The sequence below is a fragment of the Limibacillus sp. MBR-115 genome, from assembly GCF_040549425.1.
GTDB classification, from domain to species: domain Bacteria; phylum Pseudomonadota; class Alphaproteobacteria; order Kiloniellales; family CECT-8803; genus Limibacillus; species Limibacillus halophilus.
The window spans coordinates 331,921-357,190 of sequence record NZ_JBEPTJ010000002.1; the positions used below are offsets into that span (position 1 = coordinate 331,921).

Consider the following 25,270-nt stretch of genomic DNA (forward strand, 5'->3'; position numbering starts at 1 on the left):
GCGGTACTTTGCTTGCTCTTTGCGCTATCTGGCACGGGGTATGTCTCTGTCGTCTTGAGGTCGCGAGGCGAGACCCTAGCACATGGCAGCCCCCCGTCCTATGGGTCAACAACGTGGCTTGGCGAGTACGGCTTCGGGTCCTAGGATAGCGCCCCTAATCCATCGAAGACCAACGAGGAAACGACAGGCATGTCAGAAGAAAAAAGTAAGACGCTTTACGAGGATGCTATCCGGTTTCATGCGCAAGGCCGCCCGGGAAAGCTCGAGATCACGGCGTCTAAGCCCCTGACAACACAGCGGGAACTGTCGCTTGCTTATTCACCCGGTGTCGCCGCGCCCTGCTTGAAGATCCAGGAAGATCCCGGGAGCGCCTATGACCTCACCGCCAAGGGAAACCTTGTAGCGGTGGTGTCCAACGGTACGGCCGTGTTGGGTTTAGGCGATCTAGGCGCGCTGGCCTCCAAGCCGGTAATGGAGGGAAAGGCGGTTCTTTTCAAGCGCTTTGCCGATATCGACGCCATCGATCTTTGCGTCGATACGCGTGATGTGGACGAGCTGATCAATTGCGTCCGGTTCCTGGGCCCATCCTTTGGCGGCATCAATCTTGAGGACATCAAAGCGCCGGAGTGTTTCATCATTGAAGAGCGCCTGAAGGAGTTGCTTGATATACCTGTCTTCCATGACGATCAGCATGGAACGGCAATCATTGCCGCGGCTGGGCTCATCAACGCCTTGCACCTGACCGATCGCGATATCAAGACAACCAAGATGGTCATCAACGGCGCCGGATCGGCGGGAATCGCCTGCGCGGAGATCGTCAAGGCCATGGGCATTCCGGCGAACAACGTCCTGCTTTGCGATACGCGCGGCGTTATTTATCACGGCCGCCAGGAAGGCATGAACCAATGGAAATCTGCTCATTCGGCGGAATCTGATCGGCGGAGCCTGGCCGAGGCGCTGGAGGGCGCGGACGTTTTCTTTGGCGTGTCGGCGAAAGGGGCCGTGACGCAGGATATGATCCGATCGATGGCGGATCAGCCTATCATTTTCCCGATGGCTAACCCGGATCCCGAAATTCTGCCGGAGGAAATCCTGGCGGTTCGCGAGGATGCGATTATTGCCACGGGCCGATCTGACTATCCGAACCAGATCAACAACGTGCTGGGCTTTCCCTATATTTTCCGGGGGGCGCTCGATGTTCGGGCGCGGACCATCAACATGGAGATGAAGATCGCCGCGGCGGAAGCCTTGGCGGCGCTCGCACGCGAGGATGTGCCTGACGAGGTAGATGCCGCCTATTCCGGCCGCCGTCTGCGGTACGGGCGCGATTACATTATCCCTACACCCTTCGATCCGCGTCTGATCGTGGCCATTCCGCGCGCAGTCGCACAGGCCGCCATCAAGACGGGCGTCGCCGGCAAGCCGCCCAAGCATATGCGCGACTACGAGCGCCAACTTACCGCGCGTCTCGATCCCACGGCTGCGGCTCTACAGAAGATATTTGACCAGGTCCGCGACTATCCGCAGCGGGTCTGTTTTGCGGAAGGAGAGGAAGAGCGCGTCATTCGCGCCGCCATCGCCTTTCAGCAAGCCGGCTATGGGCATCCGGTGTTGATTGGCCGCGAACATCGCATTCGGGAGACGATGAAGAGCATCGGCGTTTCGGCCGAGCACCTGGAGATTCACAACGCCCGTTTGTCTGAAAACAATGAGCGTTATACCGATTACCTCTATGGACGGCATCAGCGCGAAGGGCTGCTCTATCGTGATTGTCAGCGGATGGTGAACCAGGATCGCAACGTGTTTGGCGCTTGCATGCTGGCCAACGGCGAGGTCGATGCGTTGGTCACCGGGCTCACGCGGTCCTTCGGTATCTCCTTTCAGGATGTGCAGAAGGCCTTGGATCCGAAGCCCGGCAACATTGTGTTTGGACTGTCCATTGTCGTGCAGCGTGGACGCACGGTCTTCATCGGGGACACCTCGGTGCATGAGCTGCCCGAACCGCAAGAGCTTGCCGACATCGCAATTCAAAGCGCTCACCAGGCCCGCTTGCTCGGTCATGAACCCCGCGTTGCGTTCTTGTCCTTCTCCAACTTCGGCCAGCCGATGCGCGAGAAAGCCAAGCGCATCCGAGACACGGTGGCCTTACTGGACGCCAAGCGAGTTGACTTTGAGTACGACGGCGAGATGCAGGCGGATGTCGCGCTGGACTATCAGTTAATGCGCGATCTTTATCCTTTCTGTCGTCTGTCCGGCCCGGCCAACATTCTCATTATGCCGGCCCTGCACTCGGCGAACATTTCCGCCAAGCTGTTGTCGCGTCTGGGCGGCGGTTCGGTAATCGGGCCGTTGCTGATTGGCATGAGCAAGCCAGTTCAGATCGTGCCGATGGGTTCAACCGTCCATGATCTGGTCACGGCTGCAGCGCTCGTGGCGCACGATGCGTTGCAGGCTGATAGCCGGTTGCCCGGGGTTTGACCCCCGGCAACCGGCCGTTCGACAGAGCGTGGTGATTAATTCGGTGCGGTGCCCTTTACGAGCATGGTTTTGAGGGCATAGTCGCCCCCCTTGTTGACGATCAGGATACCTGAAAAAGGATCGCGGAAGCTGCGGTCTTCAACGGAAATCAATTCCACATCGTCGAGGGCGGCGCGCATACGGCCTGCCGGGTCTCTGGAGAGGGCTACCTTGAGCGGCTGATCATCCAGGAATCCGCCGGTGAAACTCGCTGTTTCCACAAGGCGAGAGGTTCCACGCGACGAGATAACGAACATTTCCAGGGTGCCGCCTTGGCCGTCGGCCGTTGGGGCGATGGTCAGGCGATAGCCTGCATTTCCGTCTTTCTGGAAGACACCGATTTCAAGTCCGCCCTCCGAGCCGCGCTCCAGCGGCCGCGCGGTCATCACTGTCTCCAGATGGAAGGCATTGGAGACGGCAAGGGTCGCGGAGGCGATGGCGGGGACCGTGGGATCGTCCGCGGGGGCGGCCTGCTGGCCGGTCAGCGCTTGGTTCAAGAGCCCGCCGATGATTTGCCCCACAACCTCGTTGTCCGATTGGGTCGGCTTGCTCAACTCAACACGGGACCTCAGGCCGCGCGACCAGTCCATCTGCATCTTGCCTTGGCGAATCTGCCAGGGTGCCTTCGGCGCGGCCTCGCGACTGTCGAAGGAATGATCCAGGAGCACAACGGGCCAGGTTTCGCTGTAGCGGGAGATCAGCCCGCGCAGATCTTCGATAAACCACGGGTCGGCCAACTTCTCTCTTTCGGCTTTATCGACCAGACCTTGCAAGTCCTCAATCATGCTGTCGATCTGCGCCTCGTCGTTGGCGGCGCGGGCCGGGGTACTTACAGCAGTCAACAGGACTAAGGCAACGGCCAGAAGGAATGCGGGCATGGCGTTGCTCCTTTCTCGTTCATTGAGGCGTTTCTCTAGGTATCATCCCACAAAGTCCGTCCGGGCAGAAGGCCGAGCGGGCTTTCATTGAATTGTGATATTCTTCTGCTATCAATCGTCCCAAATCCGCTGCGGGCGGGACGGGTTTGCTTTGGATAGAGGGCGGAGGCATGACTCCGACGCAAAAACAGCGACGGCAAAGGCTGTTGAGGCACTGGCTGGGTACGAGTGCAGTCTTCTCGGCGCCGTTTGTCCTGGCCTCTGCCGCCCTTGTCGTCGCGGGTTCGTTGGCGCCTAGCTATGCGGCGGCGACCGCTTTGTTAGCTACCGGAGGCGTAGCGGCGCTTCTTTACCGTCACTTCAGCCATATTGCGGAATTGCAAGACTATGTGGAAGCACTCGGTGCAATGGGATTGCCTGAACGCGGCTCGCCCGGCCAACTGCCGCCGCCGCCTTCGGATCGCGGCGGGAAGCTCTTGGCGACGGGCCTGGCGGACGTAATTGTCGCCGCCAGCGTGGAGCGGCAAAAGCGCCGCGCTGAGCTGCAGGCAGCGCTGAACGGAAATCAGGCCATCCTGTCGAGCCTGCCTGATCCGCTTATCCTGCTGGATGAGGAGCGTCGTGTCGTTCGCATGAATCCGGCGGCCCAGGCGATCTTTGGCGAGCGTCTTCTAAACAGAGATATTTCCAGCCTGCTGCGGAATCCGACACTGACCAATGCAGTGGATCGGGTGTTGGCAGGTGGCGAGGAGCAGGTTGTTACCTTTCCGATCACCGGCAAGATTGATCGTCATATGATCGCGCGCGTGGTCCGCTTGAATGAAGCAAACCTGGAGGGATCGGTCGTTTTATTGACTCTTCATGATGTCACCGGCATCAAGCGAGCCGAGCGCATGCGAGCCGATTTTGTTGCCAATGCGAGCCACGAACTTCGTACGCCATTGTCCAGTCTGATCGGCTTTCTGGAGACGCTGCGAGGCCCGGCGGCCGATGATGCGGAAGCACGGGACCGATTTTTGGGGATCATGCATGATCAGGCGGTACGGATGTCGCGCTTGGTTTCCGACCTTATGAGCTTGTCGCGGATCGAAATGGAAGAGCATACCCAGCCGACGGCGGCTATCGAGGTTGGCGCCGTGCTCGACGGCATCGTCAATGGTTTGCAGATACGAGCCGGGGAGCGACAGATAACCGTCGATTGCACCTACTCACAGTTGCCTGCGGTTGTCGGGGATACCGAAGCACTGACGCAGATCTTCCAGAATCTGATAGAGAACGCCCTCAAGTATGGGCGCAAGGGCAGCCATGTGCGTATTGAAGCATGGCCCGTAGGCGACGGCACAACGCGTCGCGGTCGTCGTCTCGATCAACCGAGCCTAGCGATATCGGTAATCGATCAAGGTGAGGGCATTCCGCGAGAACATCTGCCGCGCTTGACGGAGCGTTTCTACCGCGTAGACCCGGCCCGCTCTCGCGAACTGGGCGGCACCGGGCTAGGGCTGGCGATCGTCAAGCACTTAGTCAATCGCCACCGCGGTTTGTTGGAGATCGAGAGCGAGTTGGGGAAGGGAAGCAGCTTTACGGTTTACCTGCCGCTTGCCGGTTCCAATCGAGGAAGTCAGGCGGCGGAATGACTCGATGATACTTCTCTGCGGAAAAGCGCCGGGAAAGTCGCTTTTCTCAGGTCTTGTCACACAAGTGTAACAGAAGTGTCGTAAATACTTTGCAGGCAGTGGGTAGGGTCCGCTCACGTTCTCGATGGGTCGAGAGCGGTTGAATGAGAACCTCGTGGAAAGCACTTCCCACAGACATGCGGAGCAAACGCATTATGAAAAAGACTGTAATCTTTTCGGCAGCAGCCGTAGCAGCCGTTCTGGTTGCGCAGGCCGCCGAGGCCCGTGATCGCATCCAGATTGTCGGCTCCTCCACCGTATTCCCCTACACTCAGGCCGTCGCTGAAGAGTTCGCCAACAAGACCGGAATGCAGGCCCCCGTGGTCGAGTCCACCGGTACCGGTGGCGGCATGAAGATCTTCTGCCAGGGCGTCGGCGAAGCGCACCCGGATATCACCGGCGCGTCGCGCGCCATGAAGCAATCCGAATGGGAGCTTTGCAACAAGAACGGCGTCACCAGCGTCTCCGAGGCCCTGATCGGTTTCGATGGTCTGTCCATCGCCGTTTCCAGAGAAGGCGCAGAGATCGACGTTACCAAGGCTCAGCTCTTCCAGGCGCTGTCCGCGAAGGTCGAGATCGACGGCCAGATTGTGGACAACCCGTACCAAAGGTGGAGCGAAATCGACGCTAGCCTCCCCGACACGAAGATTCAGGTCTTCGGCCCGCCCCCGACGTCGGGTACCCGCGATGCTTTCGTCGAACTGGTTATGGAAGAAGGTTGTGAGACCTTTGCAGCCATTGATGCGCTGCCCAAGGACGAAAAGAAAGCCGTCTGCCAGCGTATGCGCCAGGACGGACCTTTCATCGAAGCCGGCGAGAACGATAACCTGATCGTTCAGCGCCTCGAAGCCGATCCGAATGCGTACGGTATCTTCGGTTATTCGTTCCTCTACGAGAACGAGGACCGGTTGCAGGGCATCAAGGTCGAGGGTGTTTCGCCGACGTTTGACACCATTGCCGATGGATCCTACGGCGTTTCCCGCCCGCTGTTCGTGTACATCAAGAACGCGCACCGCGGCGTGATCCCCGGCCTTGAGGAGTTCGTTGCCGAGTATATGAGCGACGCAGCGATGGCCTCCGACGGTTACTTGAACGAGCGTGGCTTGGTCGCCCTTTCCGACGAGAAGCGTCAGGCGGTGCAGGAGCAAGTCATTGGCGCAATGGGCATGACCCGTTACACCAACTAATCAACCTGGGAAACTCACGGTCGCCCCTAAAAGGCGGCCGTGAGCGTCTTTTGCAAACGACCCCCGAACCAGCCTGCTCAAGCTTTCGAACAGGCATAAGGAAGCGACCCGTTCAAGATGCTGTCGACCACCTTCATCTTGCTGATTGCGATCTCTCTGGCCAGCTTCATCCTTGGACGGTACCGCATTGTCCGTCTGGCGGCCCAAGCCAACGCCGCCACCCATTCCCTGCCTTCTTACCACGGTAGCTTCGTAGCGCTTTGGATTGGCGTACCCTGCCTGTTGTTCGTTCTTGTCTGGGCGGCGCTCGAGCCTGTTATCCTGGACGCCGCCCTGCTCGCCTCACTTCCGCCGGAGCAACTGCAAGGCTTGCTGCAGGGCGAGGAAAACCTCCTGCTGGCCGAGATACGCTCGGTTTCGCGTGGTCTGGTGTTTGGCGAGCCGGACCCCTTTGTGGTGGAAGCGGCAGCCCGGCTGAACGCGTGGAAAGCCGTTGCCTCCTGGTCGATGCTGGCGGCCTCTCTCGGCCTTGCTGCCGCCATCTTGTTCGTCAGCTACAGACGCATCGCCCTTCATTTCCGCGCGCGTCAGGCCGTGGAGAGAATACTATCCGGACTGATGGTCACCTGCTCAGTGTTGGCCATACTTGTAACCTTGGGCATCGTGTCGTCTTTGCTGTTCGAGGCTTTCCGATTCTTTGAACGCGTGCCGGTGAGCGAGTTCCTGTTCGGCCTCAATTGGGAACCGCAGATTCCCATCCGCGCCGATCAGGTTGCCGGATCGGGCGCTTTTGGCGCCATCCCGGTTTTCATGGGCACCTTGTTGATTGCCGCGATTGCAATGCTGGTGGCAACGCCGATCGGGCTTTTTGCGGCTATCTATCTGGCGGAGTACGCCAACAGCCGGCTCCGCGCAATCGTGAAACCGATCATGGAAATTCTGGCGGGCATACCGACGGTGGTTTACGGCTTCTTCGCCGTTCTGGTGGTGGCGCCGGCCTTACGCGAGGCTGGAAACTCCCTCGGGCTTGATGTCGCGCCGAACAGCGCCCTGGCGGCCGGATCGGTGATGGGCATCATGATTTTGCCATTCATTTCTTCGTTGTCCGATGACGCGTTAGCCGCAGTGCCGCGATCGCTCCGCGAGGGCTCCTACGCGATGGGCGCCACGAAAGCTGAGACGATCCGCAACGTGCTGTTGCCGGCAGCCCTACCGGGCATCGTCGGCGGTGTTCTGCTCGCGGTTTCACGCGCCATTGGCGAAACCATGATCGTGGTGATGGCGGCGGGCCTGATCGCCACTTTGACGGTTAACCCTGCTGATTCCGTAACGACGGTGACGGTGCAGATCGTCACATTGCTGATTGGCGATACCGAATTTGACAACCCGAAGACGCTGGCCGCTTTTGCGCTCGGATTGCTGCTTTTCGTCATCACGCTGTTCTTGAATGTGTTGGCGTTGAAGATCGTCCAGAAATACAGGGAAAAGTACGACTGATGGCCTCGATGCAATCACCCCAAACAGCGAAGTTCGATTGGTTTGGCAAGGCCCAGGAAGCCCGTCGCCGTCGCCGTCACGCGGCGGATCGACGCTTGCAGTTCTATGGAATCGCGGCCATTGGCACGGCGATTTTGCTTCTGGGCGTTCTGCTGGTATCTCTGATGATGAATGGCTCGCCCGCCTTTACTCAAAGCCACGTCACCTTCCAGGTGTTTGTCGACCCGGCAAAGGTCGAGGCCGAAGACCCGGGGTCAGGCGATTTCCGGGGCATTGTTCGTCGCGGCTTCGAGGGGTTGGTTTCTCAAGAACTCTCGCGTCGTGATGGTCGGGACTTTCACGACATGCTGAGTCGGGGCGCTCAGTACATGCTTCGCGATACGGTCGTGGAGAATCCGCGATTGATCGGCCAGACGATAACGGTCACCTACCCCTTTGCCGATCCGATGGATCAGCTCCACAAGGGTCTGATCGACCGCGATACGCCGGAGAGCCAGCGCCGCGTCTCCGACAAGCAGATTGCCTGGTATGACGAGATGGCCGCTTCCGGCGCCATATCCAAGCCCTTCAACTGGGCGCTGTTCTTCAATGCGGACAGTCGCTTCCCGGAACTGGCGGGGCTGGCGGGCGCCTTGGTGGGCTCCTTTTACGCGCTCATGGTTTGTTTTCTCATATCCTTTCCGGTTGGCGTGGCCGCCGCCGTCTATCTGGAGGAGTTTGCGCCTAGAAACCGGGCGACGGACTTGATTGAGGTGAACATCAACAACCTGGCCGCGGTGCCGTCCGTTGTCTTCGGGTTGCTCGGTCTTGCGGTGTTCTTGAATTTCTTCGGTTTGCCGCGCTCGTCGCCGCTGGTTGGTGGCATGGTTCTTTCGTTGATGACCTTGCCGACGATGATCATCGTGACCAGGGCGGCGCTCAAGGCGGTGCCTCCCTCGATCCGGGAGGCGGCGTTGGGTGTGGGTGCCTCGCGCCACCAGGTTGTCATGCACCACGTATTGCCGCTTGCCATCCCGGGCATTCTGACCGGCACTATCATCGGTCTTGCGCAAGCTTTGGGTGAGACGGCGCCCCTGTTGTTGATCGGCATGAATGCCTTCATCACCTCGGCACCGGGCGGCATCACCGAACCTGCGACCGCGCTGCCAACGCAAGTGTTCATCTGGGCGGACAGCCCAGAGCGAGGCTTCGTTTCACGAACCTCTGCGGCGATCTTGGTGTTGATCGGATTTCTCATCGTAATGAATGGCGTGGCGGTGTTTCTACGTCAGCGTCTGGAACGAAAATGGTAGGAGAGCAACAGATGGCCCAGCCGGAGCAGGTCGCCGAGATCGCGCAGGAAGAATTACCGGCTTCCAAAGGCGTTGGTGAAGCACCGCTTGCCAACCCCGCGAATCCGAAGATGGTGACGCGGGACGTGAATGTTCACTACGGCGAGAAGCATGCGCTGCGCGGCGTCAATCTCGACATAAACGCCAACCAGGTGACTGCCCTGATCGGGCCGTCCGGCTGTGGCAAGTCCACCTATCTTCGCTGCTTGAACCGTATGAACGATGTTATCGACGGGTGTCGCGTGACGGGCGAACTGCATCTGGACAACGAAGATATCTACGATCCCAGGTTGGATGTGGTACAGCTGCGCGCCCGCGTCGGCATGGTATTTCAGAAACCGAACCCTTTCCCGAAGTCGATCTTCGACAATATCGCCTATGGACCCCGCATACATGGGATCGGACGCAACCGGTCCGACGTCGAGGAGATTGTCGAATCGAGTCTGCGTAAGGCCGGGCTTTGGGAGGAAGTGAAGGATCGGCTTGATGGGCCGGGCACGGGTCTTTCCGGCGGCCAGCAGCAACGCCTGTGTATCGCCCGGGCCATAGCGGTTAGCCCCGAGGTGATCCTGATGGACGAACCCTGTTCCGCTCTTGATCCCATAGCGACTGCGCGGATCGAGGAGTTGATCGACGACCTGCGCCGCAACTTTACAATCGTCATAGTCACACATTCGATGCAACAGGCCGCGCGCGTGTCGCAGCGCACGGCGTTTTTCCATCTGGGCGAGTTAGTCGAGGAAGGTGACACCGACGCCGTGTTTACCGTTCCGAAGGACAAACGCACTCAAGGATACATCACGGGCCGGTTTGGCTAATCAAAGATAGACTTGGTAGGGCCGAACCAGCAGAGGCGGGAGAAGAACATGGGAACGGGCAACGAGCACAAGGATCATATCGTCAGGTCTTTCGACGAGCAGTTGGATCTGCTGACGCAGTCGATCGTGCGGATGGGCGGGATAGCCGAAAGTCAGCTTTCGCTATCAATCCAAGCGTTGGTGAGGCGCGACTCCGACCTGGCCGGGAAAGTGGTCGCAAACGACGCCGAACTGGACAGACTGGAGCACCAGGTCGACGAAATGGTGGTCCGGCTGCTGGCGCTTCGCCAGCCAATGGCCATCGACCTTCGCGATGTAATCTCCGCCCTGAAAATTTCCTCCGACGCGGAACGGATCGGCGATTACATCCGGAATATCGCCAAACGCACACTGGCGCTCAACCAACTGCCGCCGATCAAACCGCTGTACGCGATCCCGCGTATGGCGCAGCTTGTCGAAACCTCCATCAAGGATGTGTTCGATGCCTATGTGGAACGCGATGTCGAGCGCGCTGCGGAAGTGTGGCGACGGGACGAGGAAGTGGACGAGATGTACACCAGCCTGTTCCGCGAACTTCTCACCTACATGATGGAAGATCCACGCTCAATCACGACCTGTACACACCTGCTGTTCATAGCCAAGAATATCGAACGCATCGGCGACCATGCGACTAACATCGCGGAGGTCGTGACTTTTCTGGTGACAGGCAAGCATCTGACCGAAGGGCGCCCCAAAGGCGATACCACGAGCTACACTGTATTCACGCAAGACAGCCAGGAGGCGGAGGGTGGGAACCACGATGCTTGAACGTAACGCTTCGCAGGCCGTCAAACCGCTGGTGCTCATCGTTGAGGACGAAGACGCCTTGGTGACATTGCTGCGCTACAACCTGGAACGCGAGGGGTACCGAACGGCTGCGGCCCGTGACGGTGAAGAAGCCTTGGTTATGGTCAAGGAGGAAACGCCGGATATCATTCTGCTCGACTGGATGTTGCCCCTGACATCGGGCATCGAAGTGTGCCGCCAACTCCGTCGCAGGCCGGAGACCAAAGATGTGCCCGTGGTGATGCTGACGGCGCGTGGCGAAGAGGGCGACAAGGTTCGCGGGCTCAACAGCGGCGCGGACGATTATATTACCAAACCGTTCTCCCCTGCGGAGCTGGTCGCCCGATTGCGGGCGGTCATGCGTCGGGCGCAGCCGGCCTTGGCGGCGGATACTCTTGAGTTCGAAGACATGATCATGGATCTCGTTGCGCATAGGGTCCGACGTGGAAGCCGCAACGTTCATCTCGGCCCGACCGAGTATCGGCTCTTGCGCCATCTGTTGCAGCACCCGGGGCGCGTATTTAGCCGGGAGCAGCTTCTCGATGCCGTTTGGGGACACGATGTCTACGTTGAGCCGCGTACGGTGGATGTGCACATCAGGCGTTTGCGCAAGGCGTTGAACGAGGGCGACGAGGCCGATTTGATCCGCACGGTCAGGGCGGCGGGCTATGCTCTCGACAAGCCCATGACAGACGGTGACGCGATAGCCATGAAATAGCCGCTTGATTTAGCGGACCTCGCGCCCAAATCGTTAGGGTCTTTATTTGGGAGCGAACGCCGTGAGATCCGTTATGGAAGAATCAAAGGTAATTCAGTTGGAAGGCGTTCGTTTGACCCTGTCGGCGGCCTCCGGCCCGGTGGAGATACTGCGCGGGCTCGACCTCGAAATCGAGGCCGGCGAAACGGTGAGCATCGTGGGGCCGTCCGGGTCCGGCAAGTCCTCCATGATGATGTTGATCGCCGGGCTGGAGCGGGCAACCGCGGGCCGAGTTCAAATCGATGGAACCGATTTGACGAATCTCAATGAGGACGCGCTCGCGCGCTTTCGCCGTGATCGTATCGGCATCGTTTTCCAGGATTTTCACCTGATTCCAACGATGAACGCCCTGGAGAATGTCGCGGTGCCCCTCGAGTTCGCGGCAGCACCTGACCCTTTTGCGCGTGCAGCCGAGGTATTGGAGCAAGTTGGGCTCGGTCAGCGCCTCACACATTTCCCCTGGCAGCTTTCCGGGGGTGAGCAGCAGCGTGTAGCTCTGGCGCGCGCGTTTGCCTCAGGCCCGCGACTGCTGTTGGCCGACGAGCCAACAGGCAATCTGGACGGCGAGACGGGGCGTCAGGTGATAGAGCTGCTTTTCACTTTGCAACGCAAGCAAGGTACGACTCTTTTGTTGATTACGCACGATCCTGCCCTCGCCGAGCGCTGTGATCGCCAAGTACGAATCCTGGACGGTCGCATCGAAGCGGACAGCCGTCTGTCGGCGGCGGCTCAGTAAATTTCTTGTCCAGCATCACAAAGAACGAGCAAACCTTGTCGCTTCTAGGAAGCCTAGCCCAGCCTTTCAGACTGGCACGCCGAGAATTACGAGGCGGCCTGAAGGGATTCCGGATTTTTATAGCCTGCCTGGCGCTGGGAGTAGCGACGATCGCAGGGGTCGGGTCGTTGTCCGAGGCGATGCTTTCATCGCTTCGTACGGACGGGCGCGCACTGCTCGGCGGCGACGTTGAGGTTCGATTGATCCATCGTGAGGCCAGCGCGGCAGAGGAGTCCTGGTTCCGTGACAGCAGCAAGCGCCTCTCGCGCACAGCCGACCTGCGCACCATGGCGCGCAGCGGTCTGCAACCGGATGGCACGACGCAGGGACGACAGCGGTTAGTCGAGTTGAAAGCGGTTGATGAGGCCTACCCGCTGTATGGCGCGTTCAAAAGCGACCCGCAATCAGACCTGCCGGACCTTCTGGCCTATCGAGACGGCCGCTGGGGTGCGCTCGTCGACACCGCTTTGTTGGTGGCGCTGGAAATAGAGGCCGGCGATGCCTTGCGAATCGGTAACGTCGACTATGAGGTTCGCGGTACGGTCAAACGCGAGCCTGACCGTGCGGCGCGCGCCTTTACCCTGGGGCCGCGGGTGCTTGTGGGGTTGGCCAGCCTCGAAGGGAGCGGGTTGCTGCAGCCGGGGAGCCTCGCCTACCACCACTATCGTCTTGAGCCGCGCGACGGATTGACGCCGGAGCAATGGATAGATGCGACCAAGGAGCGTTTTCCCGAGGCAGGGTGGCGGATCGTCGACGTAGCGGGTGGTGCGCCTGGGATGGAGCGTTTCGTCGAACGTGTCACCCTTTTTATGACTCTGGTTGGGCTGACGGCATTGCTGGTTGGGGGCGTCGGAGTCGCCAACGCCGTGCGCAGCTACCTGGGTGAGAAGCGCAAGGTGATTGCCACCTTGAAGGCGCTCGGCGCCTCGGCCCGTCAGATCTTTTTGACATACCTTCTGCAAATTCTTGCCATCGCCGGACTTGGCATAGCCATAGGGCTTGCCATCGGCGCAGCCGTACCTTTGGCGGTCGGTCCTCTCTTGGCCGACCGGCTTAACCTTTCAAGCTTGGGCGGCCTTTATCCGCAGCCCTTACTGCTTGCCGCCCTGTTTGGGCTGTTGGTGACCCTGTCCTTCTCTCTTTGGCCCCTTGGGCGCGCTCAAGCCGAACGGGCAGCCGGGCTTTTCAGGGAGCAGGGCAGCAGCGAGCGCCGTCTGCCGGCCCCATGGGTTGTGATCGTTACGCTGATGGCCGCGGCAGCACTTGCCGGTCTTGCAATCATCACCTCAACGGACCGCCTGTTCGCGGCGGGGTTTGTTGCCGGATCGGTCGGTAGCCTTTTGGTGTTCCGTCTCGCGGCTGCGGGTGTCATGGCCGCGGCGCGCGCTTTGCCACGCTTTCGTACGGTTGAACTGCGGCTTGCGGTTGCCAGTCTGCACCGCCCGGGCGCTTCGACGGCCAGCGTGGTCGTGTCCTTAGGGTTGGGCCTGACGGTGCTGGTTGCCATCGCATTGATCGAAGGCAACCTTTCTCGTCAAGTGACGGAGCGCATTCCAGAGGAGGCGCCGGGCTTCTACTTTATCGATATACAGCCCGAACAGGCGATGGCCTTCGAGGAAACCGTGCGCAGCGTGCCGGGAGTGGAGCGTATGCAGCGTGTCCCGATGTTGAGAGGCCGCATTACCGCAGTAAACAGGGTGCCACCGGACCAGTTGGACCTGCCGTCGGATGTCGCCTGGGTTTTCCAAGGCGATCGCGGACTGACCTGGTCACGGGAAATGCCGCCGGATTCCCCGTTGGTCCTGGGTGAGTGGTGGACTCCTGACTACAACGGCCCACCCCTGGTTTCACTGGACCACGATGTCGTGGAGGCGTTGGGCCTCGTGCTTGGTGACACCCTTACGGTCAATATCCTGGGGCGTAATGTCGAGGTAGAGATCGCCAACAGCAGGGAGATCGACTGGCAGGATCTGCAGATCGATTTCGTCATGGTGTTCTCGCCGGGCCTGCTCGAGAGCGCACCACAGAGTCAGATCGCGACGGTTACTTTGGACCCGGACCAGGAAGACTACTTGGAAAGGCTGGTCGTCAACCGCTTCCCTAATGTATCGGCTATCCGGGTCAAGGAAGCGCTGGCGCAGGCGGCGGAGTTCTTCGGCAAGGTCGCCGTGGCCATACGAGCGACGGCGGGCTTGACGCTCCTTTCGGGCGTGCTGGTACTCGCGGGGGCTTTCGCGGCGGGTCACCGGCGCCGCGTTTATGATTCCGTTGTTCTGAAGGTGTTGGGTGCGACCCGCCGGCGTGTAGCGACCAGTTTTTTGTTGCAGTACGGGTTGTTGGGGCTGATTACGGCAGCCATTGCTGCGGCCATTGGTTCCTTGGCCGGATATGTCGTGGTGACGCAGGTCATGAAAGCGGATTTTATCTTTCTGCCGATGGCCGTCTTCCCGACGGCACTATTGGCTGCGGCTTTGACCTTGGGGATCGGTTTCGTCGGCACTTGGCGGGCCCTTTCGATCAAACCGGCACCGCTATTGCGCAACGAATAACTGGAAATGCCGCGGGATATTATGGAAATTACGCAACAGGAGTGCGAGAATCTATTGAACAGACGACGGCTTTGACCAATATTTAGGCTCAATCGGTGATGTCACCGAAGGGTTAACGGCATCTGCGGTTAAGCAGGTGGTATGCAGCAGGAGGAAGAATTAGATGCTCGGTCCGAATTCTCAAACCATTTCACGCGGCAGAGCCCAAGCCGCGGGGATTGATGCCGGGCTGCGCAGCTACATGCTGCGGGTCTACAACTATATGTCGCTTGGCGTGGCCTTTACCGGCGCCATTGCCATGATCGTCGCCATGAACCCGCAGTTTGTAATGGCGCTGGCAAGCGGCGGCATCTGGATTCTGTTTATCGGTGTCATTGGCCTGGGCTGGTTTGCGCCCCGAATCATGATGAGCAAGTCGGTTGGCGCGGCACAGGTCTGCTTCTGGGCCTATGCCGGCCTCTGGGGTTTGCTGCTGGGACCCACCTTCTTCGCCTATGCGCAGGTGGACCCGATGCTGTTGGTTCGCGCCTTCTTCATCACCGCGGCGGCCTTTGCCGGGTTGAGCCTCGTTGGCTACACAACGAAGAAGAACTTGGCGCCGATGGGGGCCTTTCTCTCAATGGCGACCATCGGTATCCTGATCGCCCTTTTGGTGAACATCTTCTTCGTGCAGTCCGTAGGCTTCGAGTTGTTCCTCTCGGTCGTGGTCGTGCTGGTGTTCTCTGCCCTTACGGCCTATGAGACACAGATGATCAAGAACATGTACCTGCAGGCAGATGGCCATGACGTGACGATGAAGAAAGCCATCTTCGGCGCGTTCATGCTCTATGGCAGCTTCATCACGCTCTTCATCTGGATTCTCAATATCCTGGGCATGATGCGCGGCGAGTAACAACCGGCGGCAAAATCTGCTGACGGTAAAAGGAAAGGCCCGGCGGATTCCGTCGGGCCTTTTTGCTGACCAAGCCGAAGCGGCGCTAGAGACACAAAAGGACATTAAAAGACACTTAAACGACTTTTTAGTCTTTACCCTTACAGCCCATAGTCCGGCAAAGGCTCAGCCACCCGGACGAGGGGGTGTTATGGGAAAGAGCTTTCCGACTTTGGGCATTTTGGGGGTTGGCGTGCTCTTGATTGCGGCGGCTCTCGCGCCGAACGCTGTTTACGCACAGGCGTCGGATGTCGTGTGTGGCGGTTGCGTTCATGGGAGCGATATCGCTAATGGCACCATTGGTCCCGGCAAGCTGATTCCAGGATCAATCAACGCCGCGACCGTGGCCAACAACTCCATCGGTCCCAACAAGCTGGTTCCAGGATCGATAAATGCCTCGACCATCGCCAACGGCTCAGTCGGCGCAAACAAACTGATTCCGGGTTCGATCAACGCCTCGGTTATCGCAAACGGTGCCGTTACGGCTGCCAAGTTTGCGCCTGGAGCAGTGGCGTCGGCCTTGCTGAAGTCCACTTGGATCGTTAGTCCGGTTGGCACCCAAGCGCAAAACTGCACGCAGCTACAGAGTGTGCTCAGCGCCGCGTCCGGTTTTGCTACGTCTCAAACGCCTCAAGCTCTTTGGGTCGAACCGGGCGTCTATGATTGCGGCTCCGGTGGGATTTCAATTCCCGGCAATATCTCCATACGCGGGGAAAGCTCAACGAACACGACGATCCTGGGGCTGGTGAACACGGTCGCCGGCCCAAACGTTCAATTGACGGACCTGGCTTTCAGAAGCGACGGTGCTTCCAGCACCCCTGTTCTAGTAAACCAGGGGGTCGCGAACCTCGTGCTGGATAGTGTGTTCATCGGAACAAGCGGTAGTAATTCTGTTGGTATCTTCTTGAGTGGCGGCAACAGCGGCATTGTCGTGCGGGATTCAACCATCGATATTCGGGGTGATTCGAATGCGACGGCGATCTTCTCGTCGAGCGGCAGTTCGCAGGTTCTGGTTCATTCCGTGTCGCTATTCGGCATCGCAGCCGCGCTGGACCTTTGGACCAATGATTTCGTGGCGGTCTTTGCCAGCGGGATTTCGGGGCCGGTCCTGACGCAGGCCTCGACGACGGCGCGCTGCATCGGCAGCCTCAATCTGGCGACGCTCAATCAAATCGGAACGTCTTGTATCTAGACGCAACGTCCGCCATCGACCTCCAGAAGGACGCCGGTCAAAAACTCTGCCTCGTCCGAGGCAAGGTATAGTGCGGCGTTAGCGATATCGAGCGGTCGTGACATACGGCCCAATGGTATCGTGGCGGTGAACTTTGCGCGGTTCTCGGGCGTGTCCGGCAATCCCATGAACGTTTCCAGAAGGCCGGTTTCGCCGATCACCGGGCAGATAGCGTTGACGCGGATCTTTTCCGGCGCAAGCTCAACCGCCATGGATTTCGTCAGAATGTTCGCCGCGCCCTTGGATCCGTTATACCAGGTTAGGCCCGGTCGCGGGCGCAGCCCGGCGGTGGAGGTGGTGTTGATAATCACGCCGCCGCCGCCCAAGCGGAACGCCGGAACAGCGGCCAGTGTTGCTAGGTAGATCGCCTTCACGTTGACCGCATAGGTGCGGTCGAAATCCGCCTCTGTGACCTCCATCAAGGGCTGATTTCTGTGACTGAATCCAGCGTTGTTCACCAGAATATCCAAGCGTCCGAAGCGATCCAGGGCCGTCTGAATCATCGTTTCGACATCATCGCGACTTGTAACATCAGCCCGTTGGAACGCCGCCCGCCCTCCCAATTGAGAGAGATTTTGTGCGACCGCCTCGCCGCGGGTTGCGTTCAGGTCCGCAACCACGACCGCGGCGCCTTCCTCGGCGAAACGCTTGGCGATTCCCTCGCCAAATCCAGAGGCTGCACCGGTAATGACGGCGACTTTTCCTTCAAGACGCATGCGAAATCTTCCTACTTTCTATGGAATGGAACCGACCCAGGTCCCGAACACCTACCCAATGCCAAGGCTGCAAACATTGTATGATCACGGGGAGGGGTTAGTGTCGATGATCCGAGACCCATGGTTCCGTCGAACAGAAACCTAGCGGCAGTGCGCGGGCAACGGGACGCGGTCACGCATTGACTGTTGCTCCATCGCCTTGTAGGCCCCTCCCGACTGCGCTGTGCAGTCAAGCGCTGCGCCGGCTTTGACCGCCACGGCGGAAAGATCCTGATCCCCAAGCGTGCAGTGGGCTATCTCTCGCCCTTGTGCGCCGGTTTGTCCCGTCAGGCTGCAGCGGACCGACTTGCCGGCCAAGACAGCCGCCAGTTTTGTTTGCGCCGTATGGCCGTACAGCACACCTGGCTCGGGCGCGTAGATCCCGGCGAGTTGAATATCGAACCCGGCGGCCTGCAGACTATCGCCGCTGGTTACGCGCAAGACGCCACCTTCCAAATAAACGGGCTGGGACGCTGCCGGCAGGGCTGTCAACGCCATGATCATTGCACCAAGGGCAATAAGTGATTTATGCATGGGAACTCCTCGGATCAGTTCGTGTAGGCTTAGGTTTCAACGGTCCCACCGCCGTCGGCACGCTCCCCTCCCCGCGCCCTTTTCTCCGCTGCTATCTGTGCGGTGATAGCGGCCAGAACCTCTTCCGACCATAAGGTAACGACTTCTGGCTCCTTCATGACCTTCAAGCTGCCGTTCCAGAAGTTGCCGTCTGGCAAGACGATGAATCCGCGGCTGTAGCTGCGCCGTTTCTCGCCGGATGCGCTATAGAGGTAGAAGCTATCCAGCTCTTTCGAGTGGGGGCCTGCGAGCAAGGGGAGCACCCCGGTCTTGGCATCCATACGCCAGGCGATCACTGGCACCATTCCAACAATTGATCGCCAGGACTCCTTGATCCATTCACGTAAATCCACAGGGTGCGGCGGTTCTGAAAGGTCACCTTGAACAGCCAAGATCTCTTCGCGAATCTGCTTGAAGGCCGTCGGAAAATGAACGGCGGTCATGTAGGTGCCGGGGGCTGCGGGAGTTACGGATTCGTCCATGGATCCTCTCATCTCCTGTCTTTTACGACAATTTACTTGGATGCGGTAGTCTGAAGGGCGGCTGCTTCTAAACCGGCCGACCAACCACCGCCCCGGCGGCCGCAGTGCTTGGTGGAGCTATCAGCCCGGATCTGCGGTAAACCCGACCGATTCTATTGCGGCGACAGCGCAAATTTCATCATTGTCCGACGTATCGCCCGTCACGCCCACCGCACCGATAATCTCACCGGCCGAATCCTTGATCAGAACGCCGCCGGGAACCGGAACGACCGCACCGTTCGCCAAGCCGTTCAGCGCTTGCACGAAGTAAGCCTGCTCTTGGGCCCGCTTGAAAAGTCCGCGCGAGCCCATGCCGACCGCTAGCGCGCCGTAAGCTTTTCCATTGGCGATCTGGTAGCGAAGGTTGCTTGCGCCGTCCTGGCGCTCGAAGGCCTTCAAATGACCACCCGCATCCAGCACAACGACGGAAAGCGGCTTCAATTTCAGCGCGGCGCCTTTCTCGAAGGCAACAGCAATGATTTGACGGCATTGATCAAGCGTAAGCGATGGCATGGTGAATATCTCCAGGTGTCGAGTTCTGATAAGCAAGCCGGGCGCTCAAGAACAACCTGGCGTCCAGTGATGCCAAGGCAGAATGCCGGGCCGGTGCAGATATGTCCATCCGGGCGGCCCTTGTTTTTTGCGTCCAATCACCAAGGAAAATGCTCGAAGAAATCATTAACCGGATTAGATATAATATCAGATGCGGGCAACGACCTGTCGTAAGGAGAACCGAGATGACGAAGCGCAACATATTCATGCCAAGAGTAACGGCACCCCTGGCGGTTTCCGCATCACTCGTTCTGGCCGCCTGCGGTAGCTCAACGGAAGACCGCACGCTTAGCGGCGCGGGTATCGGCGCTGCTGCCGGTACCGCTGTGGGCGCGGTGACCGGCCTCAGCTTGCTCGAGGGGGCCGCGATCGGCGCGGTGGTCGGGGGCGCCACGGGGGCGCTTACCGATGAATCCGACGTTAATCTCGGCAAGCCGATTTGGAGGGACGGGGCGCAGAGCTCTATGGTCCGCGACACGCAGATCGGATTGAACCGCTTGGGTTACGACGCGGGACCGGCGGATGGCGTTATGGGGCCGCGGACCCGGCAGGCGATCAACACCTTCCAAGCCAACAATGGCTTGCCGGTGGATGGCCGACCCTCCCAATCGTTGCTGGATGAGATCAACCGCCAAAGTTGAGGCCCAAAGAGGGTGAAGGCGCCGTTGGGCGCGGGGCTTGACCGCTGCGGCGTGACTCTGGCTCGTAAGGGGGAATGTTTCTGCTAGACTGACCTTTTGACAACAGAGTGTCAGGGAGGCGGAGACGTGAAATTTTCCATCAGTCATGCTAAGGACGGCGGTTTTGAAGGCGGCGGACTGCGCGGCTTCTTTGAATATCGGGACCTTGGGATCAAAGCGGCCACCGACGGCCGTGTGGGCGCACATGTGATACGCGCAGTTCCTGGGAAGCACACCAGCGGCGAAGCGCACTTCCATGGGCTGGATTTCCAGATGGTTTACATTTTGAAGGGCTGGGTGAAGTTCTGGTACGAGGGTGTGGGCGAGGTAATGCTCGAACCGGGATCTTGCGTTCATCAGCCGCCCGGTATTCATCACCGTGAAGTGGCGCACTCTGATGACCTGGAGCTTATCGAGATCACCCTCCCCGCCGAGTTCGACACGCGAGAGCTTGACGCCGCGCCCTAGACCCCGAAAGGCAGTGTGAATTTGAAGAAGGGATGGTGCCGCCAGGGTGACTCGAACACCCGACCTACGCATTACGAATGCGCCGCTCTACCAGCTGAGCTATGGCGGCCTACCAACCGACGGGGCTTCTTCTAATCTAGGGCGCGCTGTACGTCAATCGTGGGCTGTTATCCGGCGGAGCGCCCCGCCGCCAGTGGTAGCACGGGCTTGGCTGTCGAGTTCCGTCGCGTGGCACCGGTTTCCTCCTCGCCACTCTCATCCACGGCCTCGTCGTCGCTCTCAAGGGGTTGTAAAAGGCTACCCCCCACAAAAGCGGGCGCGCGCCAATCAAGGCTGTCGATACTGCCGCAAGCCCGGCAATGGGCGCCCCAGTCCGATGTGGCGGCACCGCAGTTAGAGCAGACCCACGTGGGGTCGGCCGCAGCCCCCGAGGCGCGCTGGAACCACTGCCGCGCGGCAGCGCTGTTTCCATGCTCTGCCTCTTCAAGTTCTGCCATGAGGCGGCATACGCTTTCGGTCGTCTCTAGCTGGGCGGCCTTTTCCAGATGCCGGCGGGCCTCGCCCCAGAGTTCGGCGTCCAAGGCGGCCCGTGCGGCCGACATATGGCTCACGATGTGGTCCGGTTGACCGGAAATTAGCTTTTCCAAGCGCCGAACGCGAGCCAGGGGTGCTTCGCCTGGGGCAAGATCGAAGAAGGGCTCCAACAAGCTGGGATGCGGGGCCAAAGTCCAAGATTTCTTCAGTAAACGCTGCGCCTTTCTCTTGCTATCCAAAGCAACCCAGGCCTGCGCCAACAAAGCGGCGGCAGGCGTCAGGGTCGGCGCCAGGCGGTTGGCTTCGCGTAGCTTTGCCGCCGCCTCGTCGTTCTTGCCGGCAGCCAGAAGCGTTCGGCCTTCCTCCGTGAGCAGGACCGCGCGCCGCCTTTTCCACTCTGCGTGGCTCAGGGCGTTGCTGCTCTTCACAAGCGCCAGTGCTTCCGCCGCGCCTTCAAGCCTTCCATGGCGCAATTCCAGATCGAAAAGCGTCTGCGCAACCCAGGGCGTTTCCGGGCGAAGGTCTCGTGCCTGACGGGTATAGCGCAACGCCTTGTCCTCATCGCCTGCCTTCAAGGCTTGATTGACCAACCCGCGAAGGCCGAGAAAGGCAGTTTCCTCACGCTCAAGCATGGCTAAGAAATAGCGCTCGGCGGCAGCTTCATCCCCGTTCAATTGCGCAGCTTGCGCTGAGAGCAGCAGCGTCAAGGGGGGCTCATCCAACAAACGATTGGCGCGGGTTGCCAGCTTCCGGGCCTCCTCGGGGTCACCGGCGGCGACCGCCACCATGCCCTGTGTCAGTGCCAGATATCCACGCTCGCGCCTGCCGTCGCGCAAGCCCTGACGAATGGATCCCGGTGCCCGTCGGAGTGTTGCCAGGAATCGATACAGCAGGGTCCCGGCTATCATCAGAAGGAATACTGCGAGCAAAAGAACACCTACGGAGGAATCGATTCTGTAGCCCAGCCATTCCACGGACACCCGTCCAGGCCGCTCGACAAGCCAGATCGCCGCTGCGATGACAATCGCCAGCTTTATGAAGAAGAAGAGTATCGCGCGCATGGCTGGCCTCTCCTTCAATTATTTGCTGGTGCCGAGGACAGCTCGGCTAGGAACACTTCAGTCGCTGCGGCAAGCCGCATCTCGGCTTCCAGGCGCCGTCTTGCCTCTTCCAGCCAGGGCAGCGCTGCCTCCGCCGACAAACCCTCCAATCCTTCGATTTGGGTCACTGCGCCGGCAAGATTGCCGCCCTCCAGCGCCTTCTCGGCGCGCGCGACCCGCGCCGCCGTGCCATCGCCTGTCGCCTCGGCGGATAGCGGCCGGACCGTTACCACCCGCGCCAGACGACGCTTGATGCCGGCCAGCAGGCCATCGCTTTCGCCTTCGCCCGCCGCCGCTGCGACGATGGCTTGGGCCGTGTCTTCAAAAGACCTCTGTAGAGTTACGATACGGGGCACGCCGGTTACGGCGAAGGGCTCCAGGGCGGCTAGCTCCAGCGAGACAGCCGGACGGTTGCTTGCCGCAGCGCTGCGGGCGCTGTCCAGTAGCGATTTGAACGCGTCGCCTAGCAGGATTGCTTCGCGCAGACGGCCGAGTGACAGCGTCAAAATCAGATCGTCGGTCGAAACCGGTCGGACGACCTGATGGCTCTCGATGCGGTCAAGCCGCGCGGAAACCTTGGAAAGCTCGACCTGCAGGCGTTCGGCAAGGCGGGCATCCAGGGCCTGTAGATTTGATTCGCTAACACCGCCGCTGCTTTCCGCGAGTGCGCGCGCAGCTTCTTCCCGCGCTGCATTGGCCGCAGCCAGCGCTCCGCCGACTTCAGCCTCCAGTTCAGCGAGGTCCGTCGCCAGCGACGGTAGGGCCTCAAGTTTGCTGATTCGGGCCTCGAATCGGTCCAAGGACCGGTCATTGCCAACGGAACCATCGATCGCTGGCAGCCACAAACCGCGCGCCATTACCGTGATGCCGACGATCACCAACACGGCTAGAGCGCCCAGCACAAAGGCGGAAAAGGAAAAGCCGTTTCCGTGGAGCGCGCTCGGCTTCGTGCCGGCAGCCGCGGCCTCAGGGCTTTCCGCGATGTTATCGGCAACTTCCGCCTCAGCGATTGCTGCCGCCTCATCGTCCGCGCCGGTCCAGGCGACCGACGCCGTGTCGGAACTGCCAGCATCGCTTGACGCTTTGGCATCGCTTTCCGCCGGTCCCGCGGAGTCAGCCGCGGGCGGATGGGCGCTTGCGGTTAAAACCTCAGGGGCAAGGGAAATGCCTTCCTCGGCAACGATTTTGCGAATCAATTCATGCCTGGCCTCGGGAATCGCCAGACGTTCCTTCCAGCCCTGGACAGTGCTTGCGGCGACGCCAAGCTTCTGCGCCATCGGACGAATGCCGCCAAAGGCCTCTATAACTTCCAAAGCCGCCGCCGTCTTGCCGCTGTCCTTGTGGTCCATGGCCACTTGCCCCTCGTACCGTTAATCCTTGGTGCTTCTGAATTTCACCTGGGTTCTAGCGTGTTCAGCAAGTCCAGGAGTGAATCGCGACTGGGATGAGGCGCCGTCAGAATCTCCGCCCAAGCCAGCGCTCTCGCTGCTTGCGCAATTGCGTCGCTCAGGCAAAGCGCGACAAGCCCTGTACAGGTCTCCGCCAAGCCGTCCCGTTCAGCTAAGCATACAAAGCTCAAGGCCGTACGGGGAGAGAAAAATAATACCGCCTCTAATTGGCGAGATTCCAGGGCCGTACGTACGTACGGCGGAAAGGCGTGCGCCATATGAGCTTCGTAGAGAGCCACCGAGGTAGCCGCAAAGCCCTTTTCACGCAACGCTGCGGCTAGATCGAACGCCCGGTGCTTGCCACAAGCATGCAGAATCCGAGCGGTTTCGGGCCGCAGCGTTCTTTGAAGCTGCGCATTGAGGGTCGCGGCATCGCCGTTCGCGCTGAAAACGCGCTTGAAACCATAGGCTTGCGCCATGTCGGCGGTGGCGTCACCAACGGTATGGACCGGGAGGTCGCGTGCCGTGGCGCAGCGTTCGGCAAACATTCGCACGCCGTTGACGCTGGTGAAAACCAGGTCTGTGACGCCAGACAGGTCTATCGGCGTATCCAGAGGCCTAATCTCCAGGAGCGGCGCAACCAGAACCTCGTGACCTTTGGCTTCGAGGCTGGCTGCCAGCGCTGCGCTGTCCGGCTGCGGCCGGGTCACGAGAATTCGCATGGCTTTAGAACCCAAGCTGACTGAAGAACTCTTCCGGTGCCTTGGACCGCAAGATGTGACCGGCCTCCTCGCCAATCTCTCGCGCCTGTGTCATTTCGCCAAACAGTTCACACTGTATGACCTGGGTGCCGTCAAGCAAGGCGATCAAAGCGCGCAGGCGCAATCGATTGTCCTCTGTACGTTCAGCAAGTCCGGCTATGGGCGTATGGCAAGAGCCGTCCAGAATCTCTAAACAGGCCCGTTCGGCGGTAACCATTGTTGCGCTCTCGACATCGTTTAGGGGCGCTATGATATCTCGCGTACGATTGTCGCCCGCACGCACCTCCAAACCTATGGCTCCCTGGCCCACCGCCGGCAGCATTTCCTCGCAAGTCAGGATCGGCGGCAATTCCATGCCCAGTCGGATCAAACCGGCGGCCGCCAGTAACGTTGCGTCGACCTCTCCGGCATGCATTTTCCGCAACCGGGTTTCGACGTTTCCGCGCAGTGGTGCAATGGTTAGATCAGGACGGGCTGCGAGGACCTGCGATTGACGTCTGAGACTGGCCGTGCCGACGACCGCGCCCGCTTTTAGATCGGCAAGAGATTTTTCTCCATTGCGGGCAAAAAACACATCCCTTGGATCCTCTCGCGGCAGGATGGTCGGAATCACCAGTCCATCAGGTAGCACCGTCGGCATGTCCTTCATGCAGTGAACCGCCATATCAATGGTGCCATCGAGGAGCGCCTCCTCGATCTCCTTGGTGAAGAGCCCTTTGCCGCCAATTTCAGCCAACAGGCGATCTTGGACCCGGTCGCCGGTTGTCCTGACGACCACGATCTCCGTGCGGCCCTCCTCACCCCAGACCGGATTCAGCTCGGTCAAACGCCGCCGTACCTCCTCGGCTTGAACCAGAGCCAGCGGCGAGCCGCGGGTGCCAATTTTCAATGTTCCTTCACTCATGGAGGTAGCTTTAAGAGCAACGAGGATGATCTGCAAGCGGTGAAGGCTTGGACCCGAGCGCAACA

Annotated in this window: 23 protein-coding genes and 1 tRNA gene; 14 read left to right on the forward strand and 10 right to left on the reverse strand. The window is 59.8% G+C overall.

Annotated features, from left to right (window positions below; all coding sequences use genetic code 11):
* The first annotated feature begins 189 nt into the window (after positions 1-189).
* Positions 190-2,478 (forward strand): NADP-dependent malic enzyme, encoded by a 2,289-nt coding sequence (locus tag ABIE63_RS05165; RefSeq protein WP_183414897.1) that lies wholly within the window; start codon positions 190-192, stop codon positions 2,476-2,478.
* 35 nt (positions 2,479-2,513) lie between these two features.
* Here ABIE63_RS05165 and ABIE63_RS05170 read toward each other — a convergent pair whose 3' ends face one another.
* The gene (locus ABIE63_RS05170; RefSeq protein WP_354503381.1) at positions 2,514-3,395 is read right to left on the reverse strand and encodes a hypothetical protein; all 882 of its coding nucleotides are present in this window, start codon (positions 3,393-3,395) and stop codon (positions 2,514-2,516) included.
* Between the two features lie 170 nt (positions 3,396-3,565).
* Between ABIE63_RS05170 and ABIE63_RS05175 the strand changes: the two genes are divergently transcribed.
* The 11 genes from ABIE63_RS05175 (at position 3,566) to ABIE63_RS05225 (ending at position 16,930) form a co-directional block, all read left to right on the forward strand.
* Positions 3,566-5,029 carry an ATP-binding protein gene (locus ABIE63_RS05175; protein ID WP_354503382.1) on the forward strand — a complete coding sequence of 488 codons (1,464 nt, stop codon included), beginning with the start codon at positions 3,566-3,568 and terminating at the stop codon, positions 5,027-5,029.
* A 194-nt stretch (positions 5,030-5,223) separates the two neighbouring features.
* Positions 5,224-6,255, forward strand: a complete 1,032-nt coding sequence (locus tag ABIE63_RS05180) for a substrate-binding domain-containing protein (protein ID WP_354503383.1) — start codon at positions 5,224-5,226, stop codon at positions 6,253-6,255.
* Between the two features lie 117 nt (positions 6,256-6,372).
* Complete coding sequence (gene pstC, locus ABIE63_RS05185; RefSeq protein ID WP_354503385.1) at positions 6,373-7,752, forward strand: phosphate ABC transporter permease subunit PstC; 1,380 nt, start codon at positions 6,373-6,375, stop codon at positions 7,750-7,752.
* Complete coding sequence (gene pstA, locus ABIE63_RS05190; RefSeq protein WP_183414902.1) at positions 7,752-9,044, forward strand: phosphate ABC transporter permease PstA; 1,293 nt, start codon at positions 7,752-7,754, stop codon at positions 9,042-9,044. Before pstC ends, pstA begins: the two co-directional genes overlap by 1 nt.
* A gap of 110 nt (positions 9,045-9,154) precedes the next feature.
* Entirely contained in the window at positions 9,155-9,901 is a 747-nt protein-coding gene (gene pstB, locus ABIE63_RS05195) for a phosphate ABC transporter ATP-binding protein PstB (protein WP_354503703.1), read from the forward strand.
* Positions 9,902-9,949: 48 nt separating this feature from the next.
* Positions 9,950-10,708 (forward strand): phosphate signaling complex protein PhoU, encoded by a 759-nt coding sequence (gene phoU, locus ABIE63_RS05200; RefSeq protein WP_183414904.1) that lies wholly within the window; start codon positions 9,950-9,952, stop codon positions 10,706-10,708.
* Complete coding sequence (gene phoB, locus ABIE63_RS05205; protein WP_354503388.1) at positions 10,701-11,444, forward strand: phosphate regulon transcriptional regulator PhoB; 744 nt, start codon at positions 10,701-10,703, stop codon at positions 11,442-11,444. The genes phoU and phoB overlap by 8 nt, the downstream gene beginning before the upstream one ends.
* 73 nt (positions 11,445-11,517) lie before the next feature.
* Positions 11,518-12,219: an ABC transporter ATP-binding protein gene (locus ABIE63_RS05210; RefSeq protein ID WP_354503389.1), complete on the forward strand. Its 702-nt coding sequence runs from the start codon at positions 11,518-11,520 to the stop codon at positions 12,217-12,219.
* A 5-nt stretch (positions 12,220-12,224) separates the two neighbouring features.
* Positions 12,225-14,807, forward strand: a complete 2,583-nt coding sequence (locus ABIE63_RS05215) for an FtsX-like permease family protein (protein WP_354503390.1) — start codon at positions 12,225-12,227, stop codon at positions 14,805-14,807.
* Positions 14,808-14,970: 163 nt separating this feature from the next.
* Positions 14,971-15,699: a Bax inhibitor-1/YccA family protein gene (locus tag ABIE63_RS05220; protein WP_183414907.1), complete on the forward strand. Its 729-nt coding sequence runs from the start codon at positions 14,971-14,973 to the stop codon at positions 15,697-15,699.
* 190 nt (positions 15,700-15,889) lie between these two features.
* Positions 15,890-16,930: a hypothetical protein gene (locus ABIE63_RS05225; protein WP_354503391.1), complete on the forward strand. Its 1,041-nt coding sequence runs from the start codon at positions 15,890-15,892 to the stop codon at positions 16,928-16,930.
* On the opposite strand, the gene ABIE63_RS05230 is transcribed toward ABIE63_RS05225, so the two are convergent.
* From ABIE63_RS05230 to ABIE63_RS05245, 4 genes are all read right to left on the reverse strand, one after another.
* Positions 16,927-17,685 (reverse strand): SDR family oxidoreductase, encoded by a 759-nt coding sequence (locus ABIE63_RS05230; RefSeq protein ID WP_354503394.1) that lies wholly within the window; start codon positions 17,683-17,685, stop codon positions 16,927-16,929. The genes ABIE63_RS05225 and ABIE63_RS05230 overlap by 4 nt on opposite strands.
* A gap of 141 nt (positions 17,686-17,826) precedes the next feature.
* Positions 17,827-18,258 (reverse strand): hypothetical protein, encoded by a 432-nt coding sequence (locus ABIE63_RS05235; RefSeq protein WP_354503396.1) that lies wholly within the window; start codon positions 18,256-18,258, stop codon positions 17,827-17,829.
* Between the two features lie 29 nt (positions 18,259-18,287).
* Positions 18,288-18,779, reverse strand: coding sequence for a hypothetical protein (locus tag ABIE63_RS05240; protein WP_354503399.1), 492 nt, complete (start codon positions 18,777-18,779; stop codon positions 18,288-18,290).
* Positions 18,780-18,899: 120 nt separating this feature from the next.
* The gene (locus tag ABIE63_RS05245; protein ID WP_183414912.1) at positions 18,900-19,331 is read right to left on the reverse strand and encodes a heme-binding protein; all 432 of its coding nucleotides are present in this window, start codon (positions 19,329-19,331) and stop codon (positions 18,900-18,902) included.
* A 224-nt stretch (positions 19,332-19,555) separates the two neighbouring features.
* Here ABIE63_RS05245 and ABIE63_RS05250 point away from each other — a divergent pair, with 224 nt between their 5' ends.
* Both ABIE63_RS05250 and ABIE63_RS05255 read left to right on the forward strand, forming a co-directional pair.
* A complete protein-coding gene (locus tag ABIE63_RS05250; protein ID WP_354503401.1) occupies positions 19,556-20,011 on the forward strand; it encodes a peptidoglycan-binding domain-containing protein in 456 nt (151 codons plus the stop codon).
* 126 nt (positions 20,012-20,137) lie between these two features.
* Positions 20,138-20,518, forward strand: a complete 381-nt coding sequence (locus tag ABIE63_RS05255) for a cupin domain-containing protein (protein ID WP_354503403.1) — start codon at positions 20,138-20,140, stop codon at positions 20,516-20,518.
* 33 nt (positions 20,519-20,551) lie between these two features.
* Here ABIE63_RS05255 and ABIE63_RS05260 read toward each other — a convergent pair.
* The 5 genes from ABIE63_RS05260 to hemC all read right to left on the reverse strand — a co-directional run bounded on the left by ABIE63_RS05260 (position 20,552) and on the right by hemC (position 25,205).
* Positions 20,552-20,627: transfer RNA gene (locus ABIE63_RS05260), tRNA-Thr, on the reverse strand.
* 58 nt (positions 20,628-20,685) lie between these two features.
* Positions 20,686-22,113, reverse strand: coding sequence for a heme biosynthesis HemY N-terminal domain-containing protein (locus ABIE63_RS05265; protein ID WP_354503405.1), 1,428 nt, complete (start codon positions 22,111-22,113; stop codon positions 20,686-20,688).
* 14 nt (positions 22,114-22,127) lie between these two features.
* Positions 22,128-23,501, reverse strand: coding sequence for a carph-isopro domain-containing protein (locus ABIE63_RS05270; protein ID WP_354503407.1), 1,374 nt, complete (start codon positions 23,499-23,501; stop codon positions 22,128-22,130).
* 44 nt (positions 23,502-23,545) lie between these two features.
* Positions 23,546-24,262 (reverse strand): uroporphyrinogen-III synthase, encoded by a 717-nt coding sequence (locus tag ABIE63_RS05275; protein ID WP_354503410.1) that lies wholly within the window; start codon positions 24,260-24,262, stop codon positions 23,546-23,548.
* Positions 24,263-24,266: 4 nt separating this feature from the next.
* Entirely contained in the window at positions 24,267-25,205 is a 939-nt protein-coding gene (gene hemC / locus ABIE63_RS05280; RefSeq protein ID WP_354503411.1) for a hydroxymethylbilane synthase, read from the reverse strand.
* Positions 25,206-25,270: the final 65 nt, after the last annotated feature.